Raw genomic sequence first — 18,290 nt, forward strand, 5'->3', positions numbered from 1 at the left:
AGCGGGAACTCGCGTGCCTGGAGCGGGGACACGCCAGGTTTCCGGTGTGTGCCCGGTTCAGGCGCGTGTGTGCCCGGTTCAGGCGCGTGTGTCCCCGGTTCAGGCGCGTGTGTCCCCGGTTCAGGCGGGTGTGTGCCCGGTTCAGGCGATTGAGTTCCGGGCTGGGGACACGGTTCGCCCGTGGGTCAGAAGATGTTGCCGTTGGTCCACCGGCCGAGGGCGAGTTCCATCGTCACGCCGGGGCCGAACCCGGCGACCATACCGACCGCGCCTTCGCCGGGCGGGTTGGCCGCTATCCGGGTGAGGACGTCGAACACGGCCACGGAGGCGACGTTTCCGTGATCGGTGAGGGCGTTCCAGGAGTGGCGGAGCTTGTCGTTCGGGATGCCGCCGTGCTCGCGCAGGCCCTCGAGGATGCGGGGGCCGCCGGTGTGGACGGCGTAGAAGTCGAGCGCGGTGATGTCGCGGCCTTGCGTGCGCATGAACGCGGTGATGTCGGGGGTGAAGCCGCGCATCGTGTCCGGGACACCACGGTTGAGCCGGAAGTGAAAGCCGGTGGCCTTCACGGCGTAGGAGATCCACTCCTCGGTGTCGGGTATGACGTGGGAGGTTTGTGCGTCGATCAACACGCCGGTCGCGTTGTTGTCGCCGCGCACGACGGCGGCGCACACGGCGTCGCCGAACAGGCCGTTGGACAGCAGGCTTCCGAGATCGAGATCGTCGGGCTGGTAGCAGAGAGAGCAGAACTCGCAGCAGATGATCAGCGCGTTCGAGCCGGGGTGGGCGCGGCAGTAGTCGTTGGCACGGTTGATCGCGGCGCCCCCGGCGGCGCAGCCGAGCTGGGCGATGGGGATTTGCGCGGTACGTGACGGGAAACCCATGGTGTTGATCAGCCACGCGGTGAGCGACGGCATCATGAACCCGGTACAGGAGATGAACACGATCGCATCGATGTCCCTGGGCGCCAGATCCGCGTGGGCGAGCGCCTGTTCGACGACCGGCGGGACGCGTTTCTTCGCTTCTGCGGCGAACACGGTGCTGCGGTGCTCGAATCCCGAGTGGTGCAGGGTCTCCTCGATGGGGCGGATCAGGTGCCGCTTCGTGACCTGCGCGTGCTCGATCATCCGCGTGACGAGTCTGATCTTCGGGTGACCGGCGTGCAGCCGCCAGGCGAGATCGAGGGTCTCCCGCTGGGTGATGACGTGCTCGGGCAGGTGGACCGCGGGGGTGGCCAGAACCGGCATAAACTGCTCCTCTCGCTTCTGCCGGGTGGACAGAGAGGGCCGTCGAGCAAGCGATGCCGGTTTACCGGGAACCGCCCGACAACAGGCGCGTCAACTCGACGGGACGGTAGGCGTTCTCCCAGTGTTCGACGATGACAGCCGAGGCGAACCGCCACAGGCCGCAGAACGGCATGGCGATGTCGTCGTCGCCGACGTGGGCGCGCAGAACTCCGTGCACGGAGCCGAAGTAGTCGTTCGCGATGATGTGCTCGACGTCCATCACGAGCGTGTTTCCGGTAGCTCGAATCAGGTCCAGCTCGTGTCGCTCGACCGCGGTCTTGCCCTTCACCGGGGCCGACCCATCGGCCGGGTGCAGCACTATCGAGTCCGCGGCATACCGGCCGATGCAAGCCAGGTCGGCGTAGACGTCTTCGAGGATCGCGGAGTTCGGGTGGGTGGTCGTGGTCAAGCTTCCTCCCTGAGTCAGTCGACGGGCCGCCAAGGCCTGATGTCGAGCGCTTCGACGCGGCGGGTGATCTCGGCGACGTCATTGCTGGTCAGAGTGATATCCGCGGCGCCTATGTTCTCTGCGAGATGCTCGACATCGGTGGTTCCGGGGATCAGCAGGGTCGCGGGGGAGCAGTGCAGCAGCCAGGCGAGCGCGAGCTGTGAAGGGCCGGCGCCGTAGTCGGCGGCGATCGGTGTGAGTGGGCTGCCGGGGCCGGTGAGGTCGCCGTGTCCCAGCGGGAACCACGGTATGAACGCCACGCCTTCCTGTTCCACGTGGCGCAACGTTTTCTCGTCGGCGCGGTCGGCGATGTTGAACAGGTTCTCGATCGAGACGATCTCGGCGTATCGCCGTGCTTCGGCGAGTTGGTCGATCGTGACGCCCGGCTGGTTGGACATGCCGATGTGGCGGATCTTCCCCGCCCGTTGCAGCTCGGCGAGAACGCCGATCTGGTCGGCGAGCGGCACGGTCGGGTCGATGGAATGGAGCTGGTACAGGGGAATACAGTCCAGGCCGAGACGCACGAGACTGAGCTCCACCTGTTGCCGCAGGTATTCCGGGCGGCCAAGGGGCATGATGTAGGGCGGCCCGCCGTGGTTCGCCCAGTCGTCCGGGCCGGTGCGCAACATACCGCCCTTCGTGGAGATCACCAGGTCTTCGGGATAGGGGCGCAATGCCTTGGCGATGATCATCTCGTTGGTGGCGGGGCCGTAGCTGTCGGCGGTGTCGATGAACGTGACCCCGAGGTCGACGGCCCGCCGGAGCACACGCACGGCGTGGTCGGGGTCGGGGTACCAGCCCCATACGCCGGGGCCGGTGAGGTGCATGGCTCCGTAGCCGATCCGGTTCACGGTGAGGTCACCGCCGAGGGTGATGGTGTGTGTGGTCACGCGAGGCGCCTTCCGTTGCTGACTGGACCATCCGTTCAGGAGGATGACCACAAAGGACGTTCCGGGTGCGGTGTCTGAATCGCTCGGGTTTTCGCCGCGGCGTGCGTCACCGTCAACGACCCGTCTCGAACGGCAACACAACGCAATGAAATGAAAAGAGTTTCTACAACCGATCATGGGCTTACCGATTTCCCTTGCCTGGCAAGGAAGTCAGACGCCCTGGGTCAACCGCGCGCTCACCGGAACAACAACCAGCGACGCGCCAAACCTCACAACTTCTCATTATAGTACGGATTCCACCAGCTGGGTTCTGCCTGGCCTGCGGACCGCGTGGCAAGCCGTGACGCCGGGCTCGGTGCCCGTCGCGGGTACGTCACATCGATCGCAGGACGTCTCGACAACATCACCGCGGCCTGGGCACACTGCGGGCATGGATGACCGGATGGCTACCGGAAACCAGGGACAAGGAGATGACATGACGTCGACTCGCGAGTTGCTTGACTGGACCACCCAGCACCGCGACGAGATGCTGTCGGATCTCGCCAGGTACGTGGCAATCGAGACGCCGAGCACCGACAAGGACAGTCTCAAAGACGGGCTGTCCTGGCTGGAATCCTGGCTGCCGCAACGGATCGGCGAGCCGGCCTCCGTGCGGGAGGTCGACGGTGGGCCACACGGCGACATCAGGGTGTACGACTACCCGGGCGCGGGTGGCTCGCCCGTGCTGCTGCTGTGCCACTACGACACCGTGTGGGACAAGGGAACCCTGCGCGATTGGCCGTTCCGCGTCGACGGCGACCGTGCCACCGGACCGGGGGTGTTCGACATGAAGAGCGGGCTCGTGCAGGCGGTGTGGGCGCTGCGCGCGCTGGCCGCGGCCGGGCTACCGCGTCCGCCCATCCGCTTGCTGCTCAACGGCGACGAGGAGACCGGCAGCCCCGCGTCACGGCCGGTGATCGAGGCGGCTGCCGCGGACACCCGGGCCACGCTGGTGTTCGAGGCCAGCGCGAACGGCGCGATCAAGACCGCCCGCAAGGGTGTTGGCATCTACCGGGTCATCGCCCGCGGAATCGAAGCGCATGCCGGCCTCGATCCCACGAAGGGGGCGAGCGCGATCGACGAACTCGCCCGCGTGGTGCTCGCCCTGCATGGGCTCACGGACCTCGATGCGGGAACCACGGTCAACGTCGGCGTGATCAGTGGCGGCACTCGCCGGAACGTGACCGCCGGTACGGCACACGGCGATATCGACATCAGGGTGAGCAGTGCGGCCGAAATGGCCCGGGTGGACGCCGCCCTTGCCGCGCTCACCCCGCACGACCCGCGGGTCACCATCGAGGTGGAAGGCGAGTGGAACCGGCCCGTCATGGCGCGGACCGAGTCGACTCGCCGGCTTTTCCGGTTGGCCAAGGAATTGGCCACGGAGATCGGCGTGGACCTGGACGAGTGCTCCGTCGGTGGAGCCAGCGACGGAAACTTCGTCGCGGCACTCGGCATCCCGGTGCTCGACGGTTTCGGTGCCGTCGGCGACGGCGCACACGCCCGGCACGAGCACATCAGCGTCCAAGGCATGGTCGAACGCACCGCGCTGGCGGCCGCCGTACTGCACGCCCTGGCCGGGGCTTGAGGCCTAGCCGAGGCGTGAGGCCCTGGCGGCTGTGCGTCAGGCGACTTCCAGGACGGTTTTCAGCCAACCCTCGTCCCGCCGGTCGAAGGCCCGGTAGGCGTCGATGGCCGATTCGGGTGGCTCGGACTGCGTGATGAACGCGGTGGGGTCGATGGTGCCGGTGGCGACCAGGTTGAGCAGTTTCGGTACGTAGCGCCGATGGTTGCAGTTACCGGCGTGCATGGTGAGGTTCTTGTTCATCAGGTCGCCGAAGGGGAACACGTCGAACCCGGGCGGGTAGACGCCGATGACCCCGATGGTGCCGGCCTTGGCGACCGATTCCACGGCCCAGCGCGCGGCAAGGCTGGGCGCGTCGCCCGGTAGCCACTGCTTGCCCTCGGGCTTGCTCTCCGGCGCGGCCTGCTCACGTTCCCGCTCGAAGGTGTCCGCCTGTTCGGCGGTCTTCTCCGCGGCCGGGCCGGTGACCGGTCGCGTCGCGTCCACGCCGACGGCGTCGATCACGCGGTCGACCCCGATCCCGCGAGTGAGCTCTCGCACCGTCTGGACGGGGTCTTCGGCGTTGAAGTCGATGATGTCGGCGTTCTGGGCCTGTGCCCGGTTGAGCCTGCTGTTGATCCCGTCGACGGCGAACACCCGGCTGGCGCCTTGCTGCTTCGCCGACGCGATCGCGAACTGGCCGACGATCCCGGCTCCCAGCACCAGCACGGTGTCGCCGTCGGACACCTCGGCCAGGCGTGCGCCGAACCACGCGGTGGGGTAGATGTCGGACACCAGGATCGCCTGGTCGTCGGTCACCGAATCGGGGATTCGCACCAGGGTCGTGGCGGCATAGGGAATCCGGGCGTACTCGGCTTGCAGACCGTCGACCGGCCCGGTGCTCTCGGGGCCGCCGAAGAAACAGGTGCCCGCGGTGGGCCCCTGAGGATTGGCGACGTCGCACTGCGCGTAGTAGCCGGCACGGCAGTACGCGCAGTTGCCGCAGCCCATGGTGGAACAGACGACAACCCGGTCGCCACGGGAGAAACCTCGCACCGACGGGCCGGTTTCCTCGACGACGCCGACGGCTTCGTGGCCGAGAATGGTGCCCTCGCGCATGCCGGGCATCGTGCCGCGCACCATGTGCAGGTCGGTACCGCAGATGGCGCTGCGGGTGATGCGGATGATCGCGTCCGTGGGTTCTTCGAGCTTGGGGTCGGGGACTTCGTCGAGCCTGATGTCGCCGAGCCCGTGCCAGACAACTGCCTTCATGCCTGTCGGGTAACCGACGTGCGCGGGATGGAAACCCGCCCGATGCGGTGAGTAGCCGTTGGCTCAGGAGCCCTCTGGTGCACCAGCGCGGTCCGGGGGGAGCACACCCACCAGCATCATCAGCGTGTCGGTGACCTCGTCGATGGCCCGGCGCCGCGCCCGCACGGGTAGCTGTGCGCACCACAGCGGCACCTGGCTCATCGAGGCGTGCATGCACTGCAGGACGGTGGCGACGCTGGTCACGGTGAACTCGCGGGATTCGGCGCCTTCCTCGACGAGTGTCCGGAAGAGACGGTCGTGTTCCTGCCGGAGGGCCTTGATGCGCTCGTACTGGGCGGCCGGCCATTCCCGTGGCACGAGGAACAGCCGCAGCGCGGCGGGATAGTCCCGCACCGCGATGGTGACGTGCTCGTGGATCAGTGCGCGCAGTCGCTCGGCGACCGTTCCGGTCGTCTTCTCCAGCAGCGCATCGAGGCGGGCGGTCCAGTCCCGGCCCAGGGTCTCGATCGCCGCGGTGGCGAGTTCGTCCTTGCTCGCGAAGTAGTAGTACAGCGACCCCTTGGTCACGTCCAGCCGCTCGGCCACGTCCTCCAGGCTGACGGCGTCGTAGCCGCGCTCGCCGAACAACTCGGCGGCGGTGGTGATGATCTTCTCGATGCGGCGGCCGCGTTTGCGCTGGACGCGCGTGGACGCCGGACGTGCCACGTCGTCCGCCTGGTGGGCAACCATCGGTGTTCCTCCCGCCTTGATTGCCCACCAGGGTATCTCTTTGACCTGCCAGACAAGTATTGACTTGAGGGTCAAATTTCGCCATCGTGGTCGACATCGAGCGAAGGAGATGACCGTGGGCACGCAGGACTACGAGGACATCCGCTACGAGGTCGAGGGCCCGGCAGCGGTGATCACCATCAACCGGCCGCACCGCTACAACGCCTTCCGTGGCCGCACCGTCGAAGAACTGATCAAGGCGTTCCGCGCCGCCTGGGCCGACCGGCAGGTGCAGGCGGTGATCCTGACCGGCGAGGGCGACAAGGCGTTCTGCACGGGCGGTGACGTCAAGCAGCGCGCCGAAACCGGCGACTACGGTCCGACCGAGAGCGGCATGTTCGAGATCGGCTACCTGCACAAGCTGATCCGCGACATCCCCAAGCCGGTGATCGCCGCGGTGAACGGGATCGCGGTGGGCGGCGGGCACGTCCTGCACGTGCTCTGCGACGTCACGATCGCCAGCGAGACCGCCCGGTTCGGGCAGGCCGGCCCGCGGGTCGGGTCGTTCGACGCCGGGTTCGGCACCGCCTACCTCGCCCGGGTCGTCGGGGAGAAGAAGGCGCGTGAGATCTGGTTCTGGTGCCGCCAGTACGACGCCACGGAGGCCGAGCGCATGGGCCTGGTCAACCTGGTCGTCCCGCCCGGTGAGCTGCTCGACACCGCGAAGGCGTGGGCGGCGGAGGTCGCCGAGAAGAGCCCCACCGCGATCCGGTTCTGCAAGCAGTCGTTCAACGCCGACACCGACCACCAGGCCGGGCTGTCCAACCTGGCGATGTCGGCGCTGGACCTGTTCACCGCCTCACCCGAGGGCGCCGAGGGTGCGGCGGCGTTCGCCGAGAAGCGCAAGCCCGACTTCAACTCCAAGGTGAACTGGCACTGATCATGGATTTCACCTTCGCCGAGGACGAACAGGCCTACCGCCAGGAACTGCGGCGGTTCGCCACCAAGGTCCTCGCGCCGCACTACCAGTCCGACGACAAGGCGGCGCGGCTGCGCCCCCAACTCGTTGCGGACATGGCCGGCATGGGCCTGACCGGGTTGCGCATTCCGGAACGCCACGGCGGGCAGGGGGCCGGCGCGGTGATCGCGGGGCTGGCCGCCGAGGAGGTCGCGCGGGGTGACTTCAACGCTGCCTATCTGATCATCGTCAGCGCGCTGGTCAGCGACATCCTCACCCGCAACGCCACCGAGGAGCAGCAGGCCGCGTGGCTGCCGCCGATCGCCTCCGGCGAGGTCGTGCCGGCGTTCTGCATCACCGAACCCGGGCACGGCACCGACGCCGCGACGCTGGAGATGACGGCCGAGCCCGACGGGGACGGCTGGCGGCTCACCGGTGAGAAGACCTCGATCACGCTGGGCGCGTGGGCGCACGAGGCGCTGGTGCTCGCCCGCACCGGCGGCCCAGGCGCCCGCGGGGTCAGCGCGTTCTGGGCGAAGCTCGACGAGCGGTACGTGTCGCGGGCGCCTTTCGACGACCTGGGCAGCCGTGCCATCGGCCGCGCCTCGTTGCACTTCGACGGCCTCCCGGTGCCGCGGGAGGCGCTCGTCGGCGGCGAGGGGCAGGGCTTCGTCTCGGTGATGCAGGGCTTCGACTACTCCCGCGCGATCATCGGGCTGGCCTGTCTGGGCGCGGCCCAGGTCTCATTGGACGAGGCGTTGCAGTGGGCCCGCGACCGGGAGGCGTTCGGCAGCCCCATCGGGAAGTTCCAGGGCGTGTCGTTCCCGCTGGCGGAGCATGCGACCTACCTGCGGGGCGCCCGGCACGTCTGCTACGAGGCGTTGTGGCGCAAGGACCGCGGTCTCGAGCACAGCACGGAGGCCGCCATGGCGAAGTTCTGGGCACCCAAGCTCGCCGCCGAGACCATCCACCAGTGCCTGCTGACCTTCGGCCACCTCGCCTACTCCGCGGAGAGCCCGATCGGGCAGCGCCTGCGGGACGTGATCGGCCTGGAGATCGGGGACGGCACCGCGCAGGTGTCCAAGCTCGTCATCGCCCGCAACCTCCTCGGCCGCGCTTACGCACCCTGACTGTCTGCGAAGCGTGAGGTTCCTGGCCGAGGTGAGTCCTTGCACGCGCCGTCCGAAGGTAGCGGATCTCGGGGGCAGGGTTCCGACCAAGGAAAACGGGAGATAGGCACGTAGGGGAGCTCTGTCCACGAGATCGGCTGGGCGCGTCTGCAAACGAACACCGAAGGGACGCCATACATGGGCAAACTGCAGGACAAGATCATCATCGTCACCGGCGCCGGTCAGGGCATCGGCCGCGGCATCGCGGAGAAGCTGGCCGCCGAGGGTGCGACCGTCGTCGTCACCGACATCAACGAAACGACCGCAACCCAGACCGCGGACGCCCTCGGCGGCGACGCCATCGGCGTGCGCACCGACGTCACCTCCCGCGACTCGGTCAACGCCATGGTCGAGCAGGTGCGCACCCGGTTCGGCCGCATCGACGTCCTGGTGAACAACGCCGGGTGGGACAAGGCGGGCCCGTTCGTGGAGTCCGATCCGGACGATTGGGACCGGGTGGTGCAGATCAACCTCTACGGCGTGCTGAACACCTGCCGTGCGGTGCTGCCGATCATGGCCGGGCAGAAGTCCGGTTCGGTGGTCAACATCGCCTCCGACGCGGGCCGGGTCGGTTCCTCCGGCGAGGCCGTGTACTCCGCGGCCAAGGGCGGCATCATCGCCTTCACCAAGTCGATCGCCCGGGAGATGGCGCGCAGCCAGGTCAACGCGAACGCGGTCTGCCCCGGCCCGACCGACACCGCCCTGTTCGCCTCGATCGGCGGCGACAACCCCAAGCTGCGGGAGGCGCTGACCAAGGCGATCCCGTTCCGTCGGCTCGCGCAGCCGAGCGACCTCGCCAACGTGGTCGCGTTCCTCGCCTCGGACGAGGCCACCTACATCACCGGCCAGACCGTCAGCGTCAGCGGCGGCCTCACCATGAGCTGACCCGGAGCCCCTCATGCCGTTCGAGACGATCCTCAATGACGAGCTGATCGCGACCCACACCAGCGCCGGTTACTGGGTGAACCGCACCATCACCGACCACCTCGACGAGGTGGCCGCCGCAACGCCCGGCAAGACGGCCTTCGTCGACTCGCGCCGCAGCGTCACCTACGCCGAACTCAAGCAGGAGGTCGACCGCTGCGCGCTCGGCTTCCTGGAACTCGGGGTCCGGCCCGGTGACGTGGTCTCGTTCCAGCTGCCCAACTGGATCGAATGGATCGTGGTCCACTACGCGACATCCCGCATCGGAGCGATCAGCAACCCGCTCATCCCGATCTACCGGGAACGCGAGGTCGGGTTCATGGTCGGGCTCGCGAAGTCGAAGGTGCTCGTGGTACCGCAGGAGTTCCGCGGCTTCGACCACCCCGCCATGATCGACCGGATCCGTCCACAGTGGCCGGACCTGGAGCACGTGCTCGTGGTCGGCTCGTCGTGGGACGCCTTCGCCGTCACCCCGTGGGAGGATCGGCGCGACCCCGCGGAGCTGTCGTCCTTGCGGCCCGACCCCAACGACATCACGCTGCTGATCTTCACCTCCGGCACCACCGGGGAACCGAAGGGCGTGATGCACACCCACAACACGGCCATCGCGGCCAACAATCCGTTGCCCGAGCGCTTGGGCGTCACCTCCGACAGTGTCATCCACATGGCCTCGACGCTGGCTCACCTCACCGGTTTCCTTTATGGCGCACGGCTTCCGGTGCAAAACGGTGCTACCTGCGTGCTGCAGGACGTCTGGGACGCGCAGCGCTTCGTCGAACTGGTCGCGCAGCACGGCATCACCTACACCTCGGCTGCCACGCCGTTCCTGCACGACCTGCTGTCCGCGCCCAACCTCGGTGAGCACGACCTGTCGTCGCTGTCCCGGTTCTGTTGCATGGGCGCACCGATTCCGCGCGCCATGGTGCGCCAGGCACGGGAGAAGCTGCCCGGCATGGTGGTGCTCGGCGGGTGGGGGCAGAGCGAGAACGCGCTCGTCACGCTCGGCATCCCCGGCGACCCCGACGAGAAGTTGATCGACACCGACGGCTACCCGTGGCCGGGCATGCGCATCCGGATCGTGGACGCCGAGGGCAATGGGTTGCCGCCCGGGACCGAGGGACGCCTTCAGGTCGCCGGCCCCTTCCTGTTCGTCGGCTACGCCGAGCGGCTGGAGATGACCCGCGCCGCGTTCACTGGGGAGTGGTTCGACACCGGCGATCTCGGCGTCATCGACGCCGAGGGCTACCTGCGCATCGCCGGCCGCACCAAGGACGTGATCATCCGCGGCGGCGAGAACATCCCGGTCGCCTACGTGGAGAACGTGCTCTACGAACACCCCGATGTCGAAGCAGTCGCCGTGGTCGCCGTGCCCGATCCCCGTCTGCAGGAACGGGCGTGCGCCTGCCTGGTGCTCAAGCCCGGTGCTGCGGAACTCGACCTCGACAAGATCCGCGCGTTCTTTGCGGAGAAGGGCGTGGCGAAACAGTACTGGCCGGAACGCGTCGAAATTCTCGACGAGCTTCCGCGCACCGCCAGTGGCAAGATCCAGAAGTTCCAGTTGCGTGCGCGGATGGGAGAACCATCATGACCGTGCTCACCTCGGTCGCCGACGGCGTCGCGGTGGTCACGCTCAACCGCCCCGTGCTCTACACCAGCGAAGACAAACGCGAAGGCGCGGAGGCCTTCCTCGCCAAACGCCCGCCACGGTTCACCGGGAGCTGACCATGGATCTGTCCTTTACCGACGAACAACAGCGGTTCCGCGAGTACGCCCGCGAATTCCTCGACAACGAGGTGGTCGCGCATCGCGCCGAGTGGGACCGGGCCGAATCCGTGGACACCGCGGTCATCCCCAAGCTGGGCGAGATGGGCTTCTTCGGGCTGACCATCCCGGAGGAGTACGGCGGCCTCGGCGGCGACTACATCACCTACTGCATCGGCATGGAGGAACTCGGCCGCGCCGACTCGGCCGTGCGCGGCATCGTGTCGGTTTCGATGGGCCTGGTCGGCAAGGTGATCCTGTCGCACGGCACCGAGGAGCAGAAACAGCAGTGGCTGCCGCGGATCGCGACCGGTGACGTGCTGGCCTGCTTCGGTCTCACCGAGCCCGACACCGGCTCCGATGCGGGCAACCTGCGGACCCGCGCGGTGCGCGAGGGCAACGAGTATGTCCTCAATGGACAGAAGATGTTCATCACGAACGCCACCTGGGCCGATCTCTGCCTGGTGTTCGCGCGCACCGGCGGGCCCGGCCCGAAGGGCGTGTCGGCGTTTCTGGTGCCGACGTCGTCCTCGGGTTTCCAGGCCCGTGAGATCAAGGGCAAGCTCGGGCTGCGCGGCCAGGCCACCGGCGAGATCTCGCTGACCGACGTGCGGGTTCCCGCCTCGGCCCGGCTCGGCGAAGAGGGCCAGGGGTTCACGATCGCCATGCAGTCGCTCGACAAGGGACGGGTGTCCGTGGGCGCCGGGTGTGCCGGGATCATCCTGGGCTGCCTGGAAACCGTCGTGGAGTACGCGACCCAGCGGCACCAGTTCGGGCGGCCGCTCGCGTCGTTCCAGCTGATCCAGGACATGATCGCGGACATCTCCGTCGAACTCGACGCCGCCCGGCTGCTGGTGTACCGGGCGGCGGGCCTGATCGAACGCGGTGAGCCGTTCGGGGTCGCCGCGTCAAAGGCGAAGTACTTCGCGAGCGAAGCCGCGGTGCGCGCGGCCAACAGCGCGATCCAGATCTTCGGCGGCTACGGCTATATCGACGAGTACCCGGTGCAGAAGTACCTGCGCGACGCCCGCGTGATGACACTTTACGAGGGCACCAGCCAGATCCAGAAGCTCCTCATCGGCCGGGCCGAGACCGGCGTCAGCGCCTTCCTGTGACGATGGGCCTAACGCGTGGCCGAGGAGGCCATGAGCAGCGGGATCTGGCCGCCGGCGAGCACGGCCTGGACTTGGCGCGGGGACAACCGGTTGCGTAGCCGGTAGTGGTGGCCGCTGGTGCGGTTGCGCACGGCCAGTTCCTGACCGGCGGTCACCGCGTCACGCAGGTGGTCGAACTCGAGGACGTCACCGGGGTTGATGCGGTCGTAGTCGGCGGGGTCGGCGAACTCCAGGGGCAGAATTCCGAAGTTGGCCAGGTTCTGCCCGTGGATGCGTGCGAACGACTTGGCGACCACGATCCGAAGTCCCAGGTAGCGGGGCGCGATGGCGGCGTGCTCGCGGGAGGAGCCCTGCCCGTAGTTCTCGCCACCGAGGACCACGTGCCCTCCGCCCAGATCGCGGGCGCGCTGCGGGTAGCGGGGGTCGATCTGGGTGAAGGTGAACTCCGCCAGCTTCGGGATGTTCGACCGGAACGGCAGCGCGCGGGCGCCGGCGGGCGAGATCTCGTCGGTGGAGATGTCGTCGCCCACCTTGAGCAGGACGGGCGCGTGGAGCTGGGCTGGTAGCGGGTCGAGGCCGGGCAGCTCCGAGATGTTCGGCCCCCGGTCCAGCTCGACCTCGGCGGCCTGCTCAGGCGGCAGCGGCGGGACGAACATCGCGGTGTTGATCGCCGAGTGCTGAGGCAGGCGCAGCTCGGGGTAGGTGAGGCCGAGGTCGCGGGCGAGGTCGCGCGGGTCGGTGATGCGGCCGGTGAGCGCGGCCGCGGCGGCGGTCTCCGGCGAGCACAGCCACACCGAGTCGTCGATAGTGCCGGAGCGGCCGGGGAAGTTGCGCGGGAACGTGCGCAGCGAGTGCGTGCCGACCGCGGGTGCCTGACCCATCCCGATGCAGCCGAGACAGCCGGTTTGGTGCAGCCGCGCGCCCGCGGACACCAACTCCGTGGTCGCGCCCATCGTGGTCAGGTCGGCCAGGATCTGCCGCGATGTGGGGTTGACGTCGAAGCTCAGCCCCGCGGGCGTCTGGCGGCCGGCGACCATGGCGGCCACGATCGCGAAGTCCCGCAGGCCGGGATTGGCCGACGACCCGACCACCACCTGGCCGACCTCGGTGCCGGCGACCTCCCGCACCGGCACCACGTTGCCGGGAGAGGAGGGCTTCGCGATCAGTGGCTCTATTGTGGACAGGTCGATCTCCTCGGTCACGTCGTAACCGGCGTCGGCGTCGGCGATCAGCTCGGTGAACTCGGCGTCGCGGCCTTCCGCGGCGAGGAAGCGTCGCACCGCCGCATCGGCTGGGAACACCGTGGTCGTCGCGCCCAGCTCGGCGCCCATGTTGGCGATGACATGGCGGTCCATCGCGGTCAGCGTGGCCAGGCCGGGCCCGTGGTACTCGATGATCCGGTGGCGGCCGCCGGACACGCCGTGGCGGCGCAGCATCTCCAGGATCACGTCCTTGGCCGAGGTCCACGGCGGCAACTCCCCGGTCAGCCGCACTCCCCAGATCTCGGGCATCCGCAGATACATCGGCTCGCCGGCGATCGCCATCGCGACGTCCAGCCCGCCGACCCCGATCGCCAGCATGCCCAGCGACCCCGCGGCGCAGGTGTGCGAGTCGGACCCGGCCAACGTCGCACCCGGCCGGCCGAACCGCTGCATGTGCGTCGGATGCGACACGCCGTTGCCCGGCTTGGAATACCACAGCCCGAACCGGCGGCACGCCGAATACAGGAACCGATGGTCCTCGGCGTTGCGCTCGTCGGCCTGCAACAGATTGTGGTCCACGTACTGGACACTGACCCCGGTGCGGGCCCGCTGGAGCCCGAGCGCGTCCAACTCCTGCATCACCAGCGTCCCCGTCGCGTCCTGGGTCAGGGTCTGGTCGACCCTGATGGCGATCTCCTCACCCGGTCGCGGCCGGCCCGACACCAGATGCGAGGAGATCAGCTTTTCGGCGACGCTCAGTGTTGTCACTGTTCACCCTTCGACGAACTGGCTGCACCCGCGGCACTCCGCCTTCCGGTTATTTCCGCTCACAAGGGGTGCTAATCCTTCGCTACGCCGCGCCTGGATGGCCGCCGCCTCCTTGGCCGATGGTCACGAAGCGAGGATTTTCGACTACGGACCGTGGCTGATTGTGTGTTTCGAGCCGGGTCGGGCGGGTACTGGAACGTTATCGATCGAAGCCACGAAGATTAAGGAAAGGAATGATCAGGATGGCAGGCAAGCCAAGCCCGATCGAACTGCAAAAGTTCCTTGCCGGGGTGAATTACCCGGCGAGTCGAGATGACCTTGTCTCCGCCGCGGAGCGCAACGGCGCGGGCGACGATGCGCTGCGATACCTCCGCGACCTTCCTGACCGGACGTTCGACGGTCCCGACACGGTGAGCAAGGAGTTCTCGCGCGAAACCTGACGGCGTTTGCCCGGCTGTGTACCCGGGTACCGCGAACGGTATGAGTGAGGCTCACGAACACCCGATCCCCGACAGCGCCGAGACCGACCCGGCCGCGCTGAGCAGCAGCGAGGACCTGGACGAGGACCGGTTGCGGGTCGATCCGCTCGAAGAGGGCGTCGAGCCGCCCGAGCACTACTCGTACTCGAACCGGTACGGCACCACGCCGAGCGAGGAGGCGGCGGGGGAGAGCATCGGCGAGCGGTTGCGCCAGGAGCAGCCCGATGTCCAGCCCGACGACCACCCACCGGCGCCGTCGGTAGAGGAAGACCAGCGTGCGGACAAGGCCGGCGGTTCGCTCACGGAAAGCATCCGCCGCCCGCCGCCGGCTGAGTAGTCGCAGGCTCCCGCCGGCAGCCCGATCTCACCGTTCGTTCGATTCGTTCAAATAGTCGGTGACCTGGAATTGGGCCATCATGCCGCCGAATGCCGAGTGGTCGAGCATATGGCAGTGGTAGACGTAGACGCCCCGGTAGCCGTCGAACGGAATCTTGATCCGGACCGACGTGTTCGGCGGCACCAGGACGGTGTCTTTGAGGCCTGATTCTCCGGGCCAGGGTGGCGCCCCGTCCCGGTCCAGCACCCGGAACTGGACCAGGTGCAGGTGCATGCTGTGCTGGAATCCGGCGGCGTCGGCATTGGTGATCCGCCAGATCTCGGTCGAGTTCCGTTCGACCCAGGCGTCGATCCGGTTGGCGTCGTAGGTCTTGCCGTCGATGAAGAACTTGTGTTCCTTCAGGTTGGAAGTGAACGTGATCTGCCGGTCGGTGGGCCCGTCGAAAAGCCTGGGTAGCGGGCGCAGCGTGTCGGGCACCCGGCTGTAGTCCTCCTCCTCCCATTGCACGTCGAATCTCAGCACCGGCCGGTCTCCGTCGGCGAGTACGAGTTTGGTGCCCCGTCGGTATCGGGCGAAGTCGATGACGATCTCGATCCGCTCCGCCGGGGCGAGCACGAACTCGGTCTGCTCGACCGGCTCGGGCAGCAGTCCGCCGTCCGAGCCGATCTGAGTCATCACCTGGCCACCCAGGTTGAGCCGGAAGATCCTCATGTTGGAGCCGTTGAGCAGGCGGAACCGGTACCGGCGGGCGGCGACCGGGAAATAGGGCTGCGGCCGCCCGTTCGCCAGCAGGGTCTTCCGGCCGCCCCCGTCGTCGGTGATGAAGATCATCTTCCCGTTGGCGTCGAAATGGGCGTCGGTCAGCATGATCGGGATGTCGTAGTAGCCGGACGGCAGCCCGAGATACCGCTCGTCCTCACTTTCCAGGAGGTAGAAGCCGTGGAGCCCGCGGTAGACGCCTTCGGCTTCGAGAACGTGCGCGTGGTCGTGGTACCACAGGGTCGCGCCGGGCTGCTCGTTCGGATAGCAGTACGTCCGGGATTCGCCGGGTTCCATGAGCGCCATCGGATGGCCGTCGCTGTCCGCCGGTACGTGACCGCCGTGCAGGTGTGTGTTGGTGCGCACCGGGAGCCTGTTGGTCCGCCTCACGATCACCGGTCGTCCGGACCGGGCCCGGATGGTCGGACCGACGAATCCGGAGCCGTAGGTGTACACGGACGTGCGTAACCCGGGCAGCATCTCTTCGTCTACCACCCGAATTGTCTGGTGGTAGACGTCCATACCATCACCGACGGCCACCGGACGTTGCGTCGGTGGCACCGGCATCCGTACGGCGAACGGAGTGATCTTCGGCTTCGGCCCGGCCGTGGGGGGCGGTGAGTCCATGCCCGCCATGGCCGAGGCCTCGGAAGTGCCGCTGATACCGCTGTAGGCGCTCATGAGCGCGCTACCGACCGCTACCCCGCCCAGCGTGAGCGCGCGTCGCCTGTTCAACATGTCTGCCGCACGGGCGATATCCGGGACAGGGGAGCAAGCGAATCGGCGATCGTCACGGAGTTGAGGTGCTTTGTAGCGGAGCCGTTCTCCGCTGACGATCTTGCTGCAACCCGTCGATTCTCTGTCAATTCGACCCTCCACTGACGCCCGTGACGCGTGACCTGGTCTGCCGGAATGTCACGTATCCCGTGTCACTCTCGGTATTGCCATGCTTCCCAACTCCCGTCACCGCAACGATTACGGTCGTCAACCGGTCGCCGTCACCGGCCTGGTCGAGCCGGGATCCGGCCCGCGGGAGCAGTAAACGCGAGCCCCGTCTCACCACCAGATGAACTGTTTGCGAGCAGGGGTGGAACACGGCGCGATGGGGATCGACGTCCGGAGGTGAGCGAGCACAGCTCGATGGTGAGCTGTTCGAGTGCGTCTCTGTGCAATATGTGCACAAGTAGTGCGTAATGTGCGCGCGGTGCTGTTAACGTCCGCGAATCCAGGACGGCACCCGCCCGTGCGAAGGAGCACGCATGTCGCAGACGCAACCGGTCGATCCGCACCGCAGAAGCCGTAACCGCAACGCGCTCGCCGCGGTTGTCGGTTCGGTGCTCGAGTGGTACGACTTCTTCCTGTTCAGCACCTCCGCGGCGCTGGTGTTCGACAAGATCTTCTTTTCCGGTGAGTCGGAGTTCGCGGCGACCCTGGCGTCCTTCGCCACGTTCGCGGTCGGGTTCGCGGCCCGGCCGTTCGGCGGGCTGATCCTGGCTCACTTCGGCGACCGCTGGGGGCGCAAGCCCGTACTGCTGGCCACGCTGGTGCTGATGGGCTTCGGCACGCTCATCATCGGCGTCCTGCCCACCTATGCACAGATCGGTGTGTGGGCGCCCGCCTTGCTGGTGTTCTGCCGCATCCTGCAGGGGCTGGGTGTCGGCGCGGAACTCGGCGGCGCCTATGTCTGGACCACCGAGAGCGCCAAGCCCACCAACCGGGGCTTCTACGCGGCTCTGCCCGGCGCCGGTGAATTCATCGGCGTGGTGGCTGCGTCCGGCGCGATGTCGATCGTGTCGTCGCTGGACGAGGATCAGTTCCTCGGCTGGGGCTGGCGCCTGCCGTACCTGGCGTCGGTGATCGTGATCATCGCCGGGCTGGTGCTCCGGTACTTCTCGGAGGAGAGCGACACCTTCAAGGCGGCGGTTTCGGAAGGCAAGCAGCAGAAGGCGCCGGTGGTCACCGCGGTCCGCAGTCACGGCAAGACCATCGGCCTGATGATCGGTGCCGGCTGCGCGACCGCGATCGCGTCCTACTCGATCCAGGGCTACCTGCCCTCCTACACCACGCACCAGCTGGGACTGCCCAAGAACGTGGCGGTGATCGCGATCACCGTCGCGTCCGCGCTTTCGGTCTTCGGTATCCCGATCGGCGGGTGGCTGTCCGACCACGTCGGCCGCCGCCCGCTGATCATCGGCGGCGGCATCGCCATCGCCGTCTTCGCGGTGCCGTTCTGGCTGCTGGTGGGGACCCGGTCGCTGCCGCTGATCACGCTCGCCGTCTGCGTCGGATTCGGTATCCTGCTCAACTCGATGATCTTCGGCCCGGCCGGTTCGTTCTTCTCCGAACTGCTGCCGACCGAGGTCCGGTACACCGGCTTGGTGCTGGCGCGGGAAACCACCGCCGTCGTGTTCTCCGGCACGGCGCCGTTCGTCGCCGCGCTGCTGGTGCACGCCAACGGCGACCGCCCGTGGCTGCTCGCCGGGTACATGGCCCTCTCGGGGATCATCACCGCGGTTGCGGTGCGGTTCCTGCCGGAGACCGCTCCCCGTGCGGTGCGCCGCAAGGCGGCTGAACGCAAGGCACCGGCCGACGTCGGAATCGCAGAGGGGTAGTA

17 protein-coding genes are annotated in these 18,290 nt (G+C 67.8%); 10 read left to right on the top strand and 7 right to left on the bottom strand.

Annotated features, from left to right (window positions below):
• Positions 1–185: 185 nt before the first annotated feature.
• The 3 genes from A3CU_RS0106850 to A3CU_RS43725 form a co-directional block, all read right to left on the bottom strand.
• Complete coding sequence (locus A3CU_RS0106850; RefSeq protein WP_027941658.1) at positions 186–1,244, bottom strand: type III polyketide synthase; 1,059 nt, start codon at positions 1,242–1,244, stop codon at positions 186–188.
• A gap of 61 nt (positions 1,245–1,305) precedes the next feature.
• Positions 1,306–1,692: a hypothetical protein gene (locus A3CU_RS43720; RefSeq protein WP_052371514.1), complete on the bottom strand. Its 387-nt coding sequence runs from the start codon at positions 1,690–1,692 to the stop codon at positions 1,306–1,308.
• A 14-nt stretch (positions 1,693–1,706) separates the two neighbouring features.
• Positions 1,707–2,621 carry an aldo/keto reductase gene (locus A3CU_RS43725; protein ID WP_063628795.1) on the bottom strand — a complete coding sequence of 305 codons (915 nt, stop codon included), beginning with the start codon at positions 2,619–2,621 and terminating at the stop codon, positions 1,707–1,709.
• Between the two features lie 475 nt (positions 2,622–3,096).
• Here A3CU_RS43725 and A3CU_RS0106865 point away from each other — a divergent pair, with 475 nt between their 5' ends.
• A complete protein-coding gene (locus A3CU_RS0106865) occupies positions 3,097–4,248 on the top strand; it encodes a M20 family metallopeptidase (protein ID WP_043840734.1) in 1,152 nt (383 codons plus the stop codon).
• Positions 4,249–4,284: 36 nt separating this feature from the next.
• Here A3CU_RS0106865 and A3CU_RS0106870 read toward each other — a convergent pair whose 3' ends face one another.
• Together A3CU_RS0106870 and A3CU_RS0106875 are read right to left on the bottom strand one after the other, a co-directional pair.
• Positions 4,285–5,496, bottom strand: coding sequence for a zinc-dependent alcohol dehydrogenase (locus A3CU_RS0106870; protein WP_027941660.1), 1,212 nt, complete (start codon positions 5,494–5,496; stop codon positions 4,285–4,287).
• A 63-nt stretch (positions 5,497–5,559) separates the two neighbouring features.
• A complete protein-coding gene (locus tag A3CU_RS0106875; RefSeq protein ID WP_043840736.1) occupies positions 5,560–6,225 on the bottom strand; it encodes a TetR/AcrR family transcriptional regulator in 666 nt (221 codons plus the stop codon).
• A gap of 115 nt (positions 6,226–6,340) precedes the next feature.
• On the opposite strand from A3CU_RS0106875, the gene A3CU_RS0106880 reads away from it, so the two are divergent.
• The 6 genes from A3CU_RS0106880 (at position 6,341) to A3CU_RS0106905 (ending at position 12,131) form a co-directional block, all read left to right on the top strand.
• Positions 6,341–7,144 carry an enoyl-CoA hydratase-related protein gene (locus tag A3CU_RS0106880; RefSeq protein WP_245616909.1) on the top strand — a complete coding sequence of 268 codons (804 nt, stop codon included), beginning with the start codon at positions 6,341–6,343 and terminating at the stop codon, positions 7,142–7,144.
• A 2-nt stretch (positions 7,145–7,146) separates the two neighbouring features.
• Positions 7,147–8,292 (top strand): acyl-CoA dehydrogenase family protein, encoded by a 1,146-nt coding sequence (locus A3CU_RS0106885; RefSeq protein WP_027941663.1) that lies wholly within the window; start codon positions 7,147–7,149, stop codon positions 8,290–8,292.
• 177 nt (positions 8,293–8,469) lie between these two features.
• Entirely contained in the window at positions 8,470–9,216 is a 747-nt protein-coding gene (locus A3CU_RS0106890; RefSeq protein ID WP_027941664.1) for an SDR family NAD(P)-dependent oxidoreductase, read from the top strand.
• Positions 9,217–9,229: 13 nt separating this feature from the next.
• Positions 9,230–10,843 (top strand): AMP-binding protein, encoded by a 1,614-nt coding sequence (locus tag A3CU_RS0106895; protein ID WP_027941665.1) that lies wholly within the window; start codon positions 9,230–9,232, stop codon positions 10,841–10,843.
• Positions 10,840–10,977 carry a hypothetical protein gene (locus A3CU_RS52235; protein WP_156960273.1) on the top strand — a complete coding sequence of 46 codons (138 nt, stop codon included), beginning with the start codon at positions 10,840–10,842 and terminating at the stop codon, positions 10,975–10,977. The genes A3CU_RS0106895 and A3CU_RS52235 overlap by 4 nt, the downstream gene beginning before the upstream one ends.
• 2 nt (positions 10,978–10,979) lie before the next feature.
• Positions 10,980–12,131, top strand: coding sequence for an acyl-CoA dehydrogenase family protein (locus A3CU_RS0106905; protein ID WP_027941666.1), 1,152 nt, complete (start codon positions 10,980–10,982; stop codon positions 12,129–12,131).
• A gap of 8 nt (positions 12,132–12,139) precedes the next feature.
• Here the strand turns inward: A3CU_RS0106905 and A3CU_RS0106910 are convergent, their stop codons facing one another.
• Positions 12,140–14,101, bottom strand: coding sequence for an aconitate hydratase (locus A3CU_RS0106910; protein ID WP_027941667.1), 1,962 nt, complete (start codon positions 14,099–14,101; stop codon positions 12,140–12,142).
• Between the two features lie 242 nt (positions 14,102–14,343).
• Here A3CU_RS0106910 and A3CU_RS0106915 point away from each other — a divergent pair, with 242 nt between their 5' ends.
• Together A3CU_RS0106915 and A3CU_RS0106920 are read left to right on the top strand one after the other, a co-directional pair.
• Positions 14,344–14,541 (top strand): DUF2795 domain-containing protein, encoded by a 198-nt coding sequence (locus A3CU_RS0106915; RefSeq protein WP_027941668.1) that lies wholly within the window; start codon positions 14,344–14,346, stop codon positions 14,539–14,541.
• Positions 14,542–14,581: 40 nt separating this feature from the next.
• Positions 14,582–14,917, top strand: a complete 336-nt coding sequence (locus tag A3CU_RS0106920; RefSeq protein ID WP_027941669.1) for a hypothetical protein — start codon at positions 14,582–14,584, stop codon at positions 14,915–14,917.
• Positions 14,918–14,944: 27 nt separating this feature from the next.
• On the opposite strand, the gene A3CU_RS0106925 is transcribed toward A3CU_RS0106920, so the two are convergent.
• Positions 14,945–16,414: a multicopper oxidase family protein gene (locus A3CU_RS0106925; protein WP_027941670.1), complete on the bottom strand. Its 1,470-nt coding sequence runs from the start codon at positions 16,412–16,414 to the stop codon at positions 14,945–14,947.
• Between the two features lie 521 nt (positions 16,415–16,935).
• Between A3CU_RS0106925 and A3CU_RS43730 the strand changes: the two genes are divergently transcribed.
• On the top strand, positions 16,936–18,288 hold the full coding sequence (locus A3CU_RS43730) for an MFS transporter (protein WP_052371515.1): 1,353 nt from the start codon (positions 16,936–16,938) through the stop codon (positions 18,286–18,288).
• The last annotated feature ends 2 nt before the right edge of the window (positions 18,289–18,290 follow it).

It is taken from the genome of Amycolatopsis taiwanensis DSM 45107 (genome assembly GCF_000519205.1).
Taxonomy (GTDB): domain Bacteria; phylum Actinomycetota; class Actinomycetes; order Mycobacteriales; family Pseudonocardiaceae; genus Amycolatopsis_E; species Amycolatopsis_E taiwanensis.